The sequence below is a fragment of the Bradyrhizobium sp. SZCCHNRI20481 genome, assembly GCF_032485055.1.
Taxonomy (GTDB): Bacteria; Pseudomonadota; Alphaproteobacteria; order Rhizobiales; family Xanthobacteraceae; genus Bradyrhizobium.
The window spans coordinates 132391-148112 of the sequence record NZ_JAUEUE010000008.1; the positions used below are offsets into that span (position 1 = coordinate 132391).

Annotated in this window: 18 protein-coding genes; 14 read left to right on the plus strand and 4 right to left on the minus strand. The window is 66.1% G+C overall.

Annotated features, from left to right (window positions below; genetic code table 11):
- Positions 1–38 precede the first annotated feature (38 nt).
- The 4 genes from QX132_RS15120 (at position 39) to QX132_RS15135 (ending at position 1836) form a co-directional block, all read left to right on the plus strand.
- Positions 39–362, plus strand: a complete 324-nt coding sequence (locus QX132_RS15120; RefSeq protein WP_315772894.1) for a metalloregulator ArsR/SmtB family transcription factor — start codon at positions 39–41, stop codon at positions 360–362.
- Positions 359–769 (plus strand): SRPBCC domain-containing protein, encoded by a 411-nt coding sequence (locus QX132_RS15125; RefSeq protein ID WP_315758950.1) that lies wholly within the window; start codon positions 359–361, stop codon positions 767–769. Before QX132_RS15120 ends, QX132_RS15125 begins: the two co-directional genes overlap by 4 nt.
- Positions 770–805: 36 nt before the next feature.
- A complete protein-coding gene (locus tag QX132_RS15130) occupies positions 806–1027 on the plus strand; it encodes a hypothetical protein (protein ID WP_315739639.1) in 222 nt (73 codons plus the stop codon).
- Positions 1028–1200: 173 nt separating this feature from the next.
- Entirely contained in the window at positions 1201–1836 is a 636-nt protein-coding gene (locus tag QX132_RS15135) for a LysE family translocator (RefSeq protein WP_315739638.1), read from the plus strand.
- 199 nt (positions 1837–2035) lie between these two features.
- On the opposite strand, the gene QX132_RS15140 is transcribed toward QX132_RS15135, so the two are convergent.
- The 4 genes from QX132_RS15140 to rpiA form a co-directional block, all read right to left on the minus strand.
- A complete protein-coding gene (locus tag QX132_RS15140) occupies positions 2036–2794 on the minus strand; it encodes a DUF4336 domain-containing protein (protein ID WP_316161730.1) in 759 nt (252 codons plus the stop codon).
- 145 nt (positions 2795–2939) lie between these two features.
- Positions 2940–4325, minus strand: a complete 1386-nt coding sequence (gene gor, locus QX132_RS15145) for a glutathione-disulfide reductase (protein ID WP_316161732.1) — start codon at positions 4323–4325, stop codon at positions 2940–2942.
- Between the two features lie 33 nt (positions 4326–4358).
- Positions 4359–4880, minus strand: a complete 522-nt coding sequence (locus QX132_RS15150) for a DUF2059 domain-containing protein (protein ID WP_315739635.1) — start codon at positions 4878–4880, stop codon at positions 4359–4361.
- A gap of 48 nt (positions 4881–4928) precedes the next feature.
- Positions 4929–5621, minus strand: a complete 693-nt coding sequence (gene rpiA / locus QX132_RS15155) for a ribose-5-phosphate isomerase RpiA (RefSeq protein ID WP_315739723.1) — start codon at positions 5619–5621, stop codon at positions 4929–4931.
- A 174-nt stretch (positions 5622–5795) separates the two neighbouring features.
- Between rpiA and QX132_RS15160 the strand changes: the two genes are divergently transcribed.
- The 10 genes from QX132_RS15160 to QX132_RS15205 all read left to right on the plus strand — a co-directional run bounded on the left by QX132_RS15160 (position 5796) and on the right by QX132_RS15205 (position 15607).
- A complete protein-coding gene (locus QX132_RS15160) occupies positions 5796–6482 on the plus strand; it encodes an HAD family hydrolase (RefSeq protein WP_315739634.1) in 687 nt (228 codons plus the stop codon).
- Between the two features lie 266 nt (positions 6483–6748).
- A complete protein-coding gene (locus QX132_RS15165; RefSeq protein ID WP_315776906.1) occupies positions 6749–7141 on the plus strand; it encodes a hypothetical protein in 393 nt (130 codons plus the stop codon).
- A 184-nt stretch (positions 7142–7325) separates the two neighbouring features.
- The gene (moaA, locus tag QX132_RS15170) at positions 7326–8357 is read left to right on the plus strand and encodes a GTP 3',8-cyclase MoaA (RefSeq protein ID WP_315758957.1); all 1032 of its coding nucleotides are present in this window, start codon (positions 7326–7328) and stop codon (positions 8355–8357) included.
- A gap of 149 nt (positions 8358–8506) precedes the next feature.
- The gene (locus QX132_RS15175; protein WP_315739630.1) at positions 8507–9139 is read left to right on the plus strand and encodes a DUF1326 domain-containing protein; all 633 of its coding nucleotides are present in this window, start codon (positions 8507–8509) and stop codon (positions 9137–9139) included.
- Positions 9140–9175: 36 nt separating this feature from the next.
- Complete coding sequence (locus tag QX132_RS15180) at positions 9176–9997, plus strand: DUF2182 domain-containing protein (protein WP_316161734.1); 822 nt, start codon at positions 9176–9178, stop codon at positions 9995–9997.
- A gap of 137 nt (positions 9998–10134) precedes the next feature.
- A complete protein-coding gene (locus QX132_RS15185) occupies positions 10135–10815 on the plus strand; it encodes a spermidine synthase (protein WP_316161736.1) in 681 nt (226 codons plus the stop codon).
- 253 nt (positions 10816–11068) lie between these two features.
- Complete coding sequence (locus QX132_RS15190) at positions 11069–11458, plus strand: nuclear transport factor 2 family protein (protein WP_316161737.1); 390 nt, start codon at positions 11069–11071, stop codon at positions 11456–11458.
- A gap of 155 nt (positions 11459–11613) precedes the next feature.
- Positions 11614–13875, plus strand: a complete 2262-nt coding sequence (locus QX132_RS15195; RefSeq protein ID WP_316161738.1) for a DUF2235 domain-containing protein — start codon at positions 11614–11616, stop codon at positions 13873–13875.
- A gap of 335 nt (positions 13876–14210) precedes the next feature.
- Positions 14211–14483 carry a hypothetical protein gene (locus tag QX132_RS15200; RefSeq protein WP_315717640.1) on the plus strand — a complete coding sequence of 91 codons (273 nt, stop codon included), beginning with the start codon at positions 14211–14213 and terminating at the stop codon, positions 14481–14483.
- A gap of 233 nt (positions 14484–14716) precedes the next feature.
- The gene (locus tag QX132_RS15205; protein ID WP_315739622.1) at positions 14717–15607 is read left to right on the plus strand and encodes a cation diffusion facilitator family transporter; all 891 of its coding nucleotides are present in this window, start codon (positions 14717–14719) and stop codon (positions 15605–15607) included.
- The last annotated feature ends 115 nt before the right edge of the window (positions 15608–15722 follow it).

A 15722-nucleotide genomic window follows, 5' to 3' on the forward strand; every position in this document is an offset into this window, starting at 1 on the left:
GTTATGGATAAACCCATAACCAACGAGTTATGGATTGAATGCCGCGCTCTCCCGACATGCTGTTCCGCACGCTTGCCGACCCGACGCGGCGCGCCATCTTCGAAGGCCTGTGCCGGCATGGCGAGCAGACCGTCGGGGCGCTGACGGCCAAGGCCGGCGTGTCGCAGCCGGCGGTGTCGAAGCATCTCGGCCTGCTCAAGCAGGCGGGCCTCGTGCGGGAGCGTCACGAAGGCCGCCAGACGCATTACCGTGCGCAGCCGAAGGCGCTGGCGCCCCTGCTCGACTGGACCAGCCGGATGGCTGCGTTCTGGGAGAGCCGGTTCGACGAACTCGACACTCTGCTCAACAGGATGGATCAATGAGCTCACCTGCGCCAGAAACCCGCACCGTCGTCGTCGAGCGCGAATTCGCGCATCCGCCCGAAAAACTCTGGCGCGCGCTGACGCAGCCGCATCTGATCGCAGAGTGGCTGATGACGAATGATTTCGCGCCGGCGGTCGATCATCGCTTCAAGCTGAAGGCCGACTGGGGCGTCGTCGACTGCCAGGTCGTGACCATCGAGCCGCACAAGACGTTGTCCTACACCTGGGCGGCGGCTGGCCTCGACAGCGTCGTGACCTGGACGCTGACGCCGACCGCCTTGGGCACGCACCTGCGCATGGAGCAGACCGGCTTCGCAGCCGACCAGACCCGCGCCTATCAGGGTGCACGCTATGGCTGGCCGAAATTCTTCGATGCGCTCGAACAGAGCGTCGCGCGCCTCGGCTGAGGCGTGCGCATCACGACGTCATCAGGGGAGAAGCACTTGAACTGGAACAACACCGTCCGGCAGGTCCATCGCTGGGTATCGATCGCCTTCACGGTCGCCGTCATCGTCAACATCGCCGCGATGACGCAGACGCAAGCCCCGCTGTGGGTCGGCCTGCTGGCGCTGATTCCGCTCATCGTGCTGCTCGGCACGGGGCTGTATCTGTTCGCGCTGCCCTACGTCGCGACGAAGTTGACCGCCTCGCGGGTGGAGCGCTGAACGGGCAATCGCGCCCAGCGGCGTTTTCCGGGCGGGAGTCAAGCCTCTTGGCGATCCGGCAGGTCGAGCGTGCGTCAGCGAAGACGATCGCTGGCCGCCTCCAAGGAACGTCTTGCGTTCGCGGCCGAACCGCCCCCTACTGGCGCGTCTTCCGCCAACGAGGCCATTCTGACGTGAACGCTCTTACGCTCTTCAGCTTCGCCATCGTCGCCTTCATCGGGATCGCGACCCCCGGTCCGACGGTGCTGCTGGCCCTCACCAACGGCTCGCGTGTCGGTGTACGCCGCGCCTGGGCCGGCATCGCCGGCGCGGTGGCTTCGGACTTCATCCTCATCGGCGCCGTCGCGGTCGGCCTGGGCGCGCTGCTGGCCGCTTCCGAATTCTGGTTCTCGGTCGTGAAGTGGATCGGCGTGGCCTACCTCGCCTATCTCGGGCTCATGCTGCTGCGGTCCAGCGGGTCGATCGACCTTGCGGCGTCCGCAGACGGCAAGGACGGGTCACGACAGCCGCACGCGCTGTTTCTGAAAAGCTTCCTCGTCGCGATCACCAATCCAAAGGGCTATCTGTTCTTCTCGGCATTCCTGCCGCAGTTCGTGGTGCCGTCCGCGCCGCAGCTGCCGCAATATCTCACGCTGGCCCTCACCTTCGCGATGCTCGATGTCCTGATCATGCTCGCCTACGCGAGCGCGGGCTCGCAAGCGATGCGTTTCCTCAAGCGCTCCGGTGCCCTCTGGCTCGATCGCATCTGCGGCGGCGCGCTGCTGAGCCTTGCCGGCGCCCTTGCGCTTTACCGCCGAGCCGGCCCCTGACCCGGCCGCGCGTCGCGGTCGTCCACCTACTCCGCCGCCTGCCGCACGTGGCGCTCGGTCACCGTGCGCATCGTCACCAGCTCCTCCGCGGCCGAGGGATGCCTGGCGCCAACCTCAATCGCACGAGCTTATACGTCCGTCGCGGGAAGAGAAAAGCACGGCATCACGAAGGCCGGTCTCATGAAGCCCAGCCGGCGGTTCAAGGCCGCAACAACCAGCAGAATGCCTCGCGCAGGATCTCGGTGCCGTCGGTCCGGTGCCAGGCGCCATGGGCGATCACGATCCGCTCGGGGTGCCACCTTAGCATGGTCTCCACGGCCGCCCGCAACTCGCGTCGGTGCCGCCAGGTAAATGTCAGCCGGAGTTCGCGCGGCAGGCCGCCATGCGGCGGACCGACCCCCCCGATCCAGCTCAGGTAGCGCGCCAAGCCGGCGCCGATCTTGGCCGGCTCGAAATTCTCCATCAGATCGGTCAGGATCAGCGTGCGCGAAGGGCGATGGAAGAATACGACCTCCGTCATATAGCTGCCGACGACGGGCAAGGTCGCGATCTCATCATCCCAGGGATAGCCACCGCTGCGATCCAGCGGCCTGCCCTCGAATTCGATGCGGCCCTTCGCCTTCGCGCGAATGCCCGGCGCCAGATAGATCGCCGCGTCGGGAAAGGCCGCCTGCCAGTCGGGGATCCACCAATAGTGGATGCGATTCGGACCGATGATGTCGCGCACGCGGCCTTCCCGGTCGATCTCGGCCCGCAGCGCCGGCGTCAACGGCGTGGGCGAGTGGATGAACAGATCTCCGGAGGCGCATCGCACCACGGTCATGCGGGTGGGAAACGGAAATTTCAGCCCGGGAATACCGAAGCGGATCACGGGCCCGTCGACGATCCAGATGTTCTCGGCAACGGGCTTCAGGGTGTTCAGCGGCGGATAGGTCGCAAGGCAATCATCTTGGGACATGCTGGTCGCTCTCCAACCGCTGAACGGTTCCAACGGCAGCAAGCCCGATCGGCCACGGTGTGGACCGTCGTCAGACCATGAGCACCGGCCCACCGCAGTCGCTACGGACGCCGGCCGCGCACGAGCCCCAAAAGCAGTTGGCGCCCTACTCCGCCGCCTGCCGCACGTGGCGCTCGGTCACCGTGCGCATCGTCACCAGCTCCTCGGCGGCGGAGGGATGCAACGCGATAGTGGCGTCGAAATCGGCCTTGGTCGCCTTCATCTTGATGGCAATCGCCACGGCCTGGGTGATTTCGGCGGCCATGTCGCCGACGATGTGGCAGCCAAGCACGCGATCGCTGGCGCCGTCGACGACGAGCTTCATCAGCACGCGGGTGTCGCGGCCGGACATCGTCGCCTTGATCGGGCGGAAGTTCGTCTTGTAGATGTCGACGCGGTCGTACAGCTCGCGCGCCTGCGTCTCGGTGAGACCGACGGTGCCCACTTCAGGCTGGCAGAACACGGCCGTCGGAATGTCCGCGTGATCGACGCGAACGGTCTTGCCGCCAAACACGGTGTCGGCGAAGGCGTGGCCCTCGCGGATCGCGACCGGCGTCAGGTTGAAGCGATGGGTGACGTCGCCGATCGCGTAGATGCTCGGGACCGAGCTCTGCGAGAACGCGTCCACCGCGATGCCGCCGTTCCTCGGATTGATGGCGACGCCAGCCTTCTCCAGGCCGAGATTGGCCACGGCCGGATGGCGGCCGATCGCGAACATCACCTTGTCGGAGGCGATGCTGGAGCCGTTCGACAGATGCGTGGTGTAGTCCTGGCCGTGCTTGTCGACGCTCGTCACCGTGCAGCCGGTCAGGATGGTGATGCCTTCCCTCTCCATCTCGGAGCGGACGTGGCGGCGAACGTCCTCGTCGAAGCCGCGCAGGATGTTGTCGCCGCGATAGACGACGGTCACGTCGGAGCCGAAATTGGCGAAGATGCAGGCGAATTCGAGTGCGATGTAGCCGCCGCCCTGGATCACGATGCGGCGCGGCAGCTCGTCGAGATGAAACGCCTCGTTGGAGGAGATGACGTGCTCGATGCCGGGAATCGGCGTGCCGTGGTTGGGCGCGCCGCCTGTCGCGATGAGAATGTACTTGGCGCGGATGGTCTCGCCGGTCGTCAGCCGCACGGTGTGGGCGTCCTCGAGCACCGCGCGGGTCTTGACGATCCTGGCGCCAGACTTCTCGACGTTGCTGGTGTAGGCCGCCTCGAGCCGGGCGATCTCCTTGTCCTTGTTCCTGATCAGCGTCGGCCAGTCGAAGGTCGCGGTCGGGATCGTCCAGCCGAAGCCGGCGGCATCGGCGATCTCCTGGCGGACATGCGAGCCGATCACGAACAGCTTCTTGGGCACGCAGCCGCGGATCACGCAGGTGCCGCCCATGCGGTATTCTTCAGCGACCATCACGCGGGCGCCATAGCCGGCGGCGATACGGGCGGCGCGTACGCCCCCCGAGCCGCCACCGATCACGAACAGGTCGACGTCGAATTCAGCCATCTCTCCCCCGACCTGGCCTTTCGGCCGCAAGCCTCAGATCGGCTTGTTGCGCTTGCGCATCTCGGCGCGGAACTGCGCGGTGACGGTGTCGGAAAACTCCGCCGCCCACAGGTTCATCGCCTGCATGCTCATCTGGATCGCCTTCGGCTCCGCCGCAAGCAGCTTCTGGCCGATGGCTGACTTGTAGAAGGCGACGAGGTTGGCGATCTCCTGGTCGGAGAACTCGTTGCAGTAGATCTGCGCCATCTTCTCGCCGATCTCCTTCTCCTTGCCGGCATAGGTCTGCGCGACCGAGACGGCGACCTCGTCGAGGTCTTTCTGGTAGTTGAGATTGGACTGCAGCAGCGCCTGCTTGGTCTGCTGCACGATGCCCGGGACGGCATTGGCGTACATCGCAGCCGCGTTCTTCATCCCCAGAATCTCGCGCGCGCCGGCCATGCAGGCGGGCGAGGCCGGCTTCAGCGCCGGTGCCTGCCCCTGCGCAGCAACCGGGCTTGCCGAGGCCAAGGCCAGTACGATTCCGGCGGCCGGCAAGATTCTGAACACGCTCTTCATTCCAAGTCTCCTGTGAGTTGCCGCCCTGAGCACAGCCTCGTGCCGCGCTCAGGGCCGCTGGATAACGCGAATTCCCTGTGCGCCCGCCAGGATCGCCGTGCTGCCGAGGCCGATGAACAGCCCGTGCTCGACCACGCCCGGAATTGCGCTCAAAAGACCCGCCAGGCGCGGGGGATCCACGATCTCCCCAAGGCGGACATCGATAATCCAGTGGCCGCCATCGGTGACGAAAACGTGGCCGTCTGCGGACTTGCGCAGGCTCATCGGCCCGGACACGCCGGCCGTGGCGAAGGCGTCACTCATCTCGCGCTGGGTCGCGGCGAGGCCGAACGGAACCACCTCGACCGGCAGCGGGTAGCGGCCGAGCTGCGCCACCCATTTGCTGTCGTCGGCGATCACGATCATGCGATCCGAGGCGCTGGCGACGATCTTCTCGCGCAGCAGCGCGCCGCCGCCGCCCTTGATCAGGTCGAGCGCCGGATTGATCTCGTCGGCGCCGTCGATGGTGATGTCGAGCCGGTCGATCTCATCGAGCGTGGTCAGCGGCACGCCGCACGCTTGCGCCTGCGCCCTTGTCGCCTCCGAGGTCGGCACGCCCACGATCTTGAGGCCGGCGCGCACCTTTTCCCCGAGCAGATCGACGAAATGCTTGGCCGTCGAGCCGGTGCCGAGACCGAGCTTCATGCCGCTCTCGACCTCTTCCAGCGCACGCGCCGCCGCCTGCCGCTTCAATGCATCCATGTCGACCAAGGAACCCGCCCTTCACACCCCGAGACCCCCACGGACGGGGGCCGAAAGCCGGCGCATATCTAGCGATGTTTTGACGCGGGGCCTAGCTCTCGCCGGCCACGAAATCGGACAAAAAGCCATTGCGGGCCTCTTGCAAGGACATGAGCCGGCCGCTAGCGGATACCGATGCCCATCTCCAGCACCATCGTCTTCGATCTCGACGGCACCCTGGTCGACACGGCGCCGGATCTCATCAGCGCGCTCAACCACATCCTGCAGCGCGAGGGTCTGCGGCCGATGCCGCTGGCCTCGGCCCGCAAGATGATCGGGCACGGCGCCCGCAAGCTGATCGAGCGCGGGCTGGAGGCGGAGGGTCGCCTGGCCAGCACCGATGACATCGGCCGCCTCACCACCGATTTCATCGATTTCTACGCCGACAACATCGCGGTCGAATCGCGTCCCTTCGAGGGGCTGGAGTCGGCGCTGGACGACCTCGCCGCGCGCGGCTGCCAGTTCGCGGTGTGCACGAACAAGCTGGAATGGCTGTCCAAGCGGTTGCTCGACCAGCTCGGCCTGTCCTCCCGCTTCGCCGCGATCTGCGGTGCCGACACGTTCGGGGTCGCCAAGCCGGATCCGGCGATCCTGCGCCAGACCATCGCGCAGGCCGGCGGTGAGATCGGGGCCGCGATCATGGTCGGCGATGCCGGCACCGACGTCGGCGCCGCGCGCCGCGCCGGCGTGCCGGTGATCGGCTGCACCTTCGGCTATACCGACGTACCGATCGCGGAGCTCAATCCGGACCACCTGATCGACCACATGCGCGAGCTGCCGGCGGCCGTCACGGCCCTCAGCCCATCGCTCAGGATCGCCTGAGCGGACTTGCGATTCCACTGCCGCATCGCACCCTAACCCACTGCCCTGTCGACCTGAATCCGCACCTTGCGGTGCATTAACGTTCTGTTGAGAATAGGGTTGACCGCAGTTGCGCCGCTGTTCTGACGCTCCTATGGTCGCCCTGGGATTGCGGCCGATGGCCGCAGGGTTGTGGGGCGGACATCATGATGCGGCGTGTCATCGCAATTGCGGTTGCGGGAGCCGGCTTGGCCGGGTGCTCATCCTTCTCCATGGACAGCTTCAAGATGGCAGCGCCCGAGGTGCCGGTGCAGCTCGACTCGGTGCCGCCGGGCGCCGACGCCAAGACCTCGCTCGGACCGGGCTGCAAGACGCCGTGCTCGGTCTCGGTGCCGGCGCCCGATGCCGGCTTCAGCGTCACCTTCACGATGGACAGGTACCAGCCCGCGACCATCCCGGTGCAGGTGATCCGCAACACCGGGGATTTCAACAGTTCGCCGCCCGTCGTGATGGATCCGAGCCCGGTGGTCGCCGAGCTGCAGCCGATGCCGGGCGCGCCGCCGAAGGCCGTCAAGCACATGCGGCCGAAGAAGCCGAAGCCGCAGAAATCGGCCGCTGCGCCGGCGGCGCCCGCAACCACCGGTTCAGCCTTCCCCGCCCCCGCGCCGGGACGCCAGTAGCGGACCATCGTCCCGCGCGCCACCTGCCAGGGCGAAGCTGCATTGCAGCATCGACGGATCCACGTCGATGATTGTGAGGCGCGCCGATCATGATTAGATTGTCATGAGACCGACAACCGGCCGCGCTTGCGCGGCCGCCGCGTGGCATCGCCGCCACCTGGGCCGCCACCAGCCAAGGCTTTCCATGACCGCAGAGACGTTGAGTGACACCGCCCTGACGCGCCCGATGACCGACCCGTTCGGTCGCCGCATCAGCTATCTGCGCGTCTCGGTGACCGACCGCTGCGACCTGCGCTGCTTCTACTGCATGTCCGAGGACATGACCTTCCTGCCGAAGGCCGACCTGCTGACGCTTGAGGAGCTCGACCGGCTGTGCTCGGCGTTCATCCATAAGGGCGTCAAGAAGCTCCGGCTCACCGGCGGTGAGCCGCTGGTCCGGCGCAACGTGATGGGCCTGGTCCGCTCGCTGTCGCGGCATCTGAAGAGCGGCGCGCTCAACGAGCTGACGATGACGACCAACGCGACGCAGCTCGCCAAATATGCCGCCGAGCTCGCCGATTGCGGCGTCCGCCGCATCAACGTCTCGCTCGACACGCTCGATCCTGACAAGTTCCGCGCCATCACCCGCTGGGGCGATCTCGACCGCGTGCTGGCCGGCATCGAGGCGGCGCGCGCCGCAGGTCTCGCCGTGAAGATCAACGCGGTCGCGCTGAAGAACATGAACGAGGACGAGATCCCCTCGCTGATCGACTGGGCGCACGGCAAGGGCATGGCGCTGACCTTGATCGAGGTGATGCCGATGGGCGAGATCGGCGAAGGCCGCATCGACCAGTATCTGCCGCTGTCGCTGCTGCGCGCGCGCCTGGCGCAGACCTACACCATGACCGATCTTGACGAGACCACCGGCGGCCCTGCCCGCTACGTCCGCGTCGCCGAGACCGGCGGCACGATCGGCTTCATCACGCCGATGACGCATAATTTCTGCGAGAGCTGCAACCGCGTCCGCGTCACCTGCACCGGCACCCTGCACACCTGCCTTGGCCACGAGGACGCCTCCGACCTGCGCAAGCCGCTCCGTGCGTCGGCGAGCGACGAGGAGCTCAGCGCCGCGATCGACCGCGCCATCGGCCTCAAGCCGAAGGGCCATGACTTCATCATCGACCGCCGCCACAACCGTCCGAGCGTCAGCCGGCACATGAGCGTGACGGGCGGGTAATCGGCGTCCATAACCATCGGCTCTGCGATCAATCGCAGTCGGAACCTCATCGTTTCTAGGCTTGCGGCACATCCCCATGCGGCGTAGCTTTCAGCTGCAGATCGCGCATTCGAAAGCAATTTGTCGGTTCGGCCTAGCGGGAGACAGCGATGGCAGACCCAGTCGCATGGCACCTGTCCGGTGACTATTTCGAGAATTGCAGTTGCAGCCTGCTGTGTCCGTGCCTCATGTCGGCCGCCCCTCCCCTGACCGCGCAACCGACCGAGGGCTTTTGCAACGTGCCGCTGCTGTTCCACATCGAAACCGGCCGCTATGGCGACGTCGCGCTCGATGGCCTCAACGCGGCGGTGATGCTCCATGCGCCCGGCGTGATGGCGGAGGGAGACTGGTCGATCGCCGCCTATATCGATCAGCGCGCCGACGACCAGCAGACCGAGGCGATGGCCGCGATCTTCACCGGCGCCGCGGGCGGCCCGATGGCTGCGTTCACGCCGCTGATCAGCACCAATCTCGGCGTGCGCAAGGTCGCCATCACCTTCCGGATCGACGGCAAGACGCGGTCCGCCGACATCGCCGACATTCTGCACATGTCCGTCGATCCGCTGCCGACCATGCATCCGAGCGGTGAGATGTGGGTGAATATCGGCCATCCCGTCAGCCCCGACCGGATGGCGCTGGCCGTCGGCGCTGCGGGCAACACCTACAACGATCACGGCATGCGCTGGGACAATTCCGGCAAGAACGGCCTGTACGCGTCGATCAGTTGGTCCAACCAGGCCTGATGCGACGTGCGGCAAGGCCGCCAACCCACCTTGCAGATGACGGGCAGCGCCCTGGAAGCCGTACTGCGGCGTGATCGCTGGATCGTGGGCGGCGCGATCGCGATCATGGTTGCCCTGGCATGGGCCTATGTGCTCTGGCTCGCCAACGACATGGACATGGGCGGCATGGACATGACCGGCTTTCGCATGATCCCGGCCGGCATCGGAATCATGTTGCCGGCCAGCGAGCCCTGGCGCGCGATCGAATTCGCCTATGTGTTCCTGATGTGGGCGGTGATGATGGTCGGGATGATGGCGCCTTCGGCCGCGCCCATGGTCCTGATGTATGCCCGTGTGGGTCGACACGGCCGCGCGCAGGGCCAGCCGTTCGCGGCGACCGGCTGGTTTGCGGCCGGCTATCTGCTCGCCTGGAGCGGCTTTTCGCTGGTGGCGACCTGCCTGCAATGGGTTGTGGAGCGGACTGCGCTGCTGGATTCGCGGATGGCGATCGACAACCATCTGCTCGGCGCCATCGTGCTGATCGCGGCAGGCGTTTATCAGTGGACGCCGCTGAAGAGCGCCTGCCTTGCCCAATGCCAGTCGCCGCTAATGTTCCTGATGCGCCACGGCGGCTTTCGCGGCGACCTGCAGGGCTGCCTGCTGCTGGGCCTTCGACACGGCGGCTATTGCGTCGGCTGCTGCTGGGCTCTGATGGCGCTGCTGTTCGTCGGCGGGGTGATGAGCGTGATGTGGATTGCCATTCTGACCCTGCTCGTGCTGTTTGAAAAACTGACTCCGGCCGGACGATGGATCGCGCGCGCGGCCGGCATTGCTTGCAGTGCCGCGGGCGCCTGGATGCTGGTGTCCCCACCGCAATGACGCGCAACGACGCGATGCAGGTCGTCGCGAGAGTGGCGACTGCCCCTTGGCACGGGATGCGGGCAACATGGTAAGCAGGCTGCAGCGTGGCGACTCTGTCGCCTGGAATGCCGCAACCGAACTGACGCGAGACGCCCGTGATTCCCTGGAAGCTGATCGACACCGCAGACGTGCCCGGCGGCGGTGAGCCGCTGCGGCTGATGCAGCGCGGCAAGGAGTTCTCGATCAAGCTCGGTTCGAACGAGCTGATGAACAGCCGGCTGCACGGATCCGAAGAGGCGCTGGCGACCCTGAGCTGCGCCCGCATCAAGGCCGAGCCCGCTCCGCGGCTGTTGATCGGGGGCCTCGGCATGGGCTTCACGTTGCGGGCGGCACTGAAAGTGTTGGGTCCGCAGGCCCGCGTCACCGTCGCCGAGCTGGTGCCGGCCGTGATCGCCTGGGCGCGCGGGCCGATGGCCGAATTGTCCGGCGCCAGCCTTGCCGATCCGCGCGTCGACATCCGCGAGGCCGACGTCGTGAAGCTGATCGCCGCCGCACGCGGCGCCTACGATGCGATCCTGCTCGACGTCGACAACGGCCCGCAGGGACTGACACGGCAATCCAACGACGCGCTCTACGATCCCACCGGCCTGCGCACCGCCTTCGCCGCCTTGCGTCCCGGCGGCGTGCTGGCGGTGTGGTCGTCACATCCCGACGACCATTTCGCCCCGCGCCTGCGCAAGGCCGGCTTCGCGGCCGAGGAGATCAACATCCGCGCCACCGGCCGCGGTGGCGGCGGCGCCCGCCACGTGATCTGGATTGCCACCCGTCCAGCGTGACAGCGTCGTTGCCGCGCGTAGCTCAGCGCGGTGCTACTGGCCCGGAGAACTCTCTCCAGCGACTGGGTCACCTCGCTCACATCTCCCGTTCGGATCGGAGTGGTGACACGTCGGCCATCGTCCTATGATGCGTCAGCCTCTGCGAGGCCTGCGGATGCCCGCATCCACGCGCGAAAGCCTCGAGGATGCTCCATTCTCCGGCCCGCAGACTGTAGCTCTGCAACGAGAGCGCGCAGCTGAATGGGAGATTGCCATGGATGACCGCGCCACGCGCGCTGCCCTGCAGCACCATTGGGATGCATCGGACGCAAATGATTTTGAGGCCGAGCACGCCATCTATCGCGACGATGCCGTGCTGGATTATCCGCAATCGGGCGAGCGGATCCACGGCCGGCGCAACATTCAGAAAAGCCGCTTCGTGCAGCCCAACCACAAGCGCTTCTCAGTGCGGCGGATCCTGGGCAGCGGCGATCTTTGGGTGACCGAACTGGTCCTGACCTATGATGGCGCCCCCTCCTACGTGGTGAGCATCATGGAATTCCGCGACGGCGGAGTGGCGCACGAGACGCAATATTTCAGTGATCCCTTCGACGCAGCGCCCTCGCGCGCGCATCTCGTCGAGCACGTCGGCGTATTTCGATGACAGTGCACTTTTTACCCGCCCGCCGCGTCGCTCCAGCGGCGCACCCGCGCCTCCCGCCACGCAGCAGAAGGCGCCATACCATCTCAGGTTGATTTCTCCCCCGCGCGGTTTACGCTTCCGCTCCTCGGCTCTGAATGTCGAGCGGGGTCCTTTGCATGGCGAGTCCCAAGATCATCATCCTGTCCGACGGGACAGGCAACGCCGCCTCGAGCGTGTGGCGAACCAACGTCTGGCGCATATTCCAGGCGCTCGACCTGCAGGGCAATGCCCAGGCGGCCAAGTATGATGACGGCGTCGGCACATCGTCGTTCGTTCCGCTCGCCCTGCTCGGCGGCGCGTTCGGCTTCGGCCTCAAGCGCAACATCCTGGATGCCTATAAGTTCGTCTGCCGCAACTACGACCACGCGGACGGCTCGAAGATCTATTTGTTCGGCTTCAGCCGCGGCGCCTTCACCGTCCGGGTGCTCGCCGCGCTGATGCTCGATCAGGGGCTGATCGTTGCCGACACCGAGGCTGAGCTGCACGACGGCGCCGTGAAGGCCTATCGCGCCTATCGCGCCAAGGGATACCATTCGATCTGGCGGATCGAGGTGCTGTTCCGCTGGCTTCGCGACAAAATGCTGGTGCCGGTGATCGACCGCATCATGGGCCGCAAATCGCTCGACCTTATCGTGCGAAAATGCCTCCCGGCGATCGCGTTCATCGGGCTGTGGGACACCGTCGCGGCCTATGGACTTCCGATCGACGAGATGACGCGGGGCATCTCCAACTGGGTGTGGCCGCTCGAGCTTCCCAACCGCGTGCTCAGCCCGCGGGTGACATGCGCGCGCCACGCGCTCGCGCTCGACGACGAGAGGACGACCTTCCATCCGGTGCTCTGGACCGAGGCGGGTGAGACCAAGCCGCAGGATGCCAAAACGATCGATGACGAAAGACTGGTGCAGGTCTGGTTCGTCGGCATGCACGCCAATGTCGGCGGTGGCTATCCGGACGATTCCCTCTCCTACGTCCCCCTGACCTGGCTCGTGGACGAGGCCGTCAAACGCGGCTTGGTCTTCAAGACCGCGCCCGAGGCCGATCCGGATGCGATCAAGTCGATCGTCACGTCACAGGACAAGGACGGCCGACTCTACAACTCGCGCTCCGGGCTCGGCTCCTATTATCGATACGGCCCGCGCAAGGTGTCGGAGCTGTGCAACGACCCGGCGGCGGGCGTCCAGGTGTCGATGCCGAAGATTCACGAAAGCGTCTTCGACCGCATCGACAGCGGCTGCAATGCCTATGCGCCCATCGGCTTGCCGGACAACTACGTCATCGTCCGCTACGACGGCACGCTGGCGCCTCTCGGGCCGACCACGTTCGAAACGCCGGCCGGAGCGGCCGCCCGGTTCGCGGCCCAGGAAAAGCTGTGGAATCTGGTGTGGTTCAGACGTCTCGCTTATTTCGCGACGCTGGCGGCCTCCCTCCACCTCGCGGCCTTCTGGCTGTTCCACGACCTCGATCGCACGCACGAATACGACTCGCGCATCAGGATGGTCTCCGAGGCGGTCCGGCTGGTCGAATCGTTCCTGCCGACATCGCTGCACTGGTGGACGGACTGGTATGCCGCCAATCCCGAATGGTTCGCCGGCGGGATCATCATCCTCGTCGCGCTGACTGCGGCCGGGACATTCCTCAGCGACCGCATCAGCGACCTGATGCGCGTGATCTGGCGCGAACGAGCAGCGCCCCCGATGCTGTCCGGCCCGATGCATCAAGCCATCTACGCCCTCCGGACCAATCGCGCCTATCAGTTCGCCATCAGGAACGGCAAGCGGCATGTCGGCCCGTTGCTGCTCGCGCTCGGCACCGTCTGGCTCGCGGCCACGCTGATCAGCCATGTCCTGTTCAACGCCGCGGACTCGATGGGCGCCTTCTGCCATGGCACCCCTGCCCACGAGCTCGTCGCGGTCGACAAAGGCATTCCGCAGGATGCCAGGGATTTCTCGACCGATGCGGTTTGCGCTCCCACCGGGTTGAGAGTCCGTCCCGGCTTCTCCTACGAGATCGTCGTCACCATGACCGACCCGTGGGAGGACGCCGGGCATCCGGTCACGCCCGCCGGCTATCGCACCTCGACGGTCCGGGGCTACGCCCGCGGGACGTTCTACGCAGGCATCCTGCTGCGCCGCGTTCTCTTCCGGCCCTGGTATCGGCTGATCGCCAGGGTCGGCGAGACGGGAGTCGACGAATATTTCCTCGACCCCGTTCCCGCCCCCAACACCACGCCTCAGGCCTACAAGGCGAGGTTCAAGGCCGAGCGCGGCGGTGAGCTGTTCCTCTATGTCAACGACGCCGTGATCGGGCTGCCCTGGGTGTACGATGCATTCTATCCGAACAATACCGGCAAGGCGAAGGTGACCGTCAGGCTGCTCTGAATCGCTACCGCCGCCAGTGCGCCGGCTCGTCGATATCGCGACGTCCGTCGATGCACGGACGAGGTCGTGATCGATGTTCGCCTGCCAACCGCGGCGCGACGCGCTTGGGACACTGGCAAGCGCGCCACGGCGGGCGTGCGCGCGTGTCGCTGGATCCTGACGGGATCTCGCGTCCATCGCTGCCGACACTGCATCGCATCACACAGGCTGCGCGTGGCGTACCGGAACCCCGACCAGCCGGCCGAGTTGCAAAGGCGGAGCATCGAACGATGAGGCAGAAAACTCCTCATCGAATCCCGCTCCCCTTTTGGCTGTTCTTGGAAAGAGAGGCGACAATGAAAGCACCCCTTCTTCTTGCCGGCGCAGTGATCATCGGATCGGTCGCGCCAGTGCTCGCGGACGAATACTACATCGTGCAGGGACCGAGCCATCGCTGCACCATCACCACCACTCGCCCCGCCGACCGCGAGGTCGTCACGCAGATCGGACCGATGGCGTTCACCAGCCGCGTGGAAGCCGAGGACCGCATCCGCCAGACCAAGGTCTGCGAGGACGAAGGCACGGTCGGCAGCTCCACCAGCACCACCACGGTCATCAAAGAGAAGTAGTCGGCGGCGTCATTGCTATCGGCGCTTGCCGCGACAAGGCCGCGTCCATGTCCGTGGGCGCGGCCGTTCTGTTTTCCACAGATCATATTGCGCTCGCGGCAACGCCGCGCCCGGCGCATTCGCAACGGCGATGAACCGAGGATATCAGCTTTTCCGATAGCGAGCGGCCGGCAGCGGAGGTTGCGTTCCGCCGCAGCGTTGAGTACCCCAGCGCGGGATCGGATCAGGACATCATGGCCTCGCAATCGCTCAAGCTCGCCATCGGCAGCCTCGTGGTCGGAACGATCGTGCTCGGCCTGAAGTATCTTGCCTATTGGATCACCGGCTCGGTCGCGCTGTACTCGGACGCCCTCGAGAGCATCGTCAACGTCGTCACCGCCGCCGTCGCGCTCGTCGCGGTGCGCATCGCAGCCAAGCCCGCCGACGCCAACCATCCGTTCGGCCACCACAAGGTGGAGTATTTCAGCGCGGTGATCGAGGGCGTCATGATCGTCGTGGCGGCGCTGCTCATCATCCATGAGGCTTACGGGAATTTCTTCAATCCGCGGCCGTTTTCGGCGCCCGTCGAAGGGCTCGCCGTGAATGGGCTGGCGAGCGCGATCAATGCGGTCTGGTGCTGGCTGTTGATCACGCGGGGAAAGCGGCTGCGGTCGCCGGCGCTGGTGGCCGACGGACGCCATCTGCTGACGGACGTCGTGTCCTCGGGCGGCGTCGTGGTCGGCCTCGGCCTCGCGGTGATGTTGCAGCTGCCGATCCTCGATCCCGCACTGGCCGTGCTGGTCGCCGTGAACATCCTGTGGTCGGGATGGCAGGTGCTGAAGGAATCCACCAGCGGGCTGATGGATGAAGCGGTCCCGGACGCCACGCTGGCGCGCATTCGCCTGATCATCAGTCAGCATGCCGGCGGCGCACTGGAGGCGCATGATGTCCGGACCCGCCATGCCGGCAAGCTGACCTTCATCGAGTTCCACCTCGTGGTGCCCGGCGAGATGTCGGTCAACCAGGCGCACGAAATCTGCGACCGGATCGAGGCCGCCTTGCGCGAGCACGACGAGCACAGCTGGATCACCATCCACGTCGAACCCGAGAACAAGGCCAAGCACTCCGGCGTGGTGGTGCTGTAGCGCCGCACATCAGGCGGCGCGGCCGGTTTTTTTGATTTTTGAGGAGGCTCGCCGCCTCGGGTCAGGCCCCTGGCATCCCCAGATGCCTGCGGGTTCGACGGTGTCGGAGTGCCCG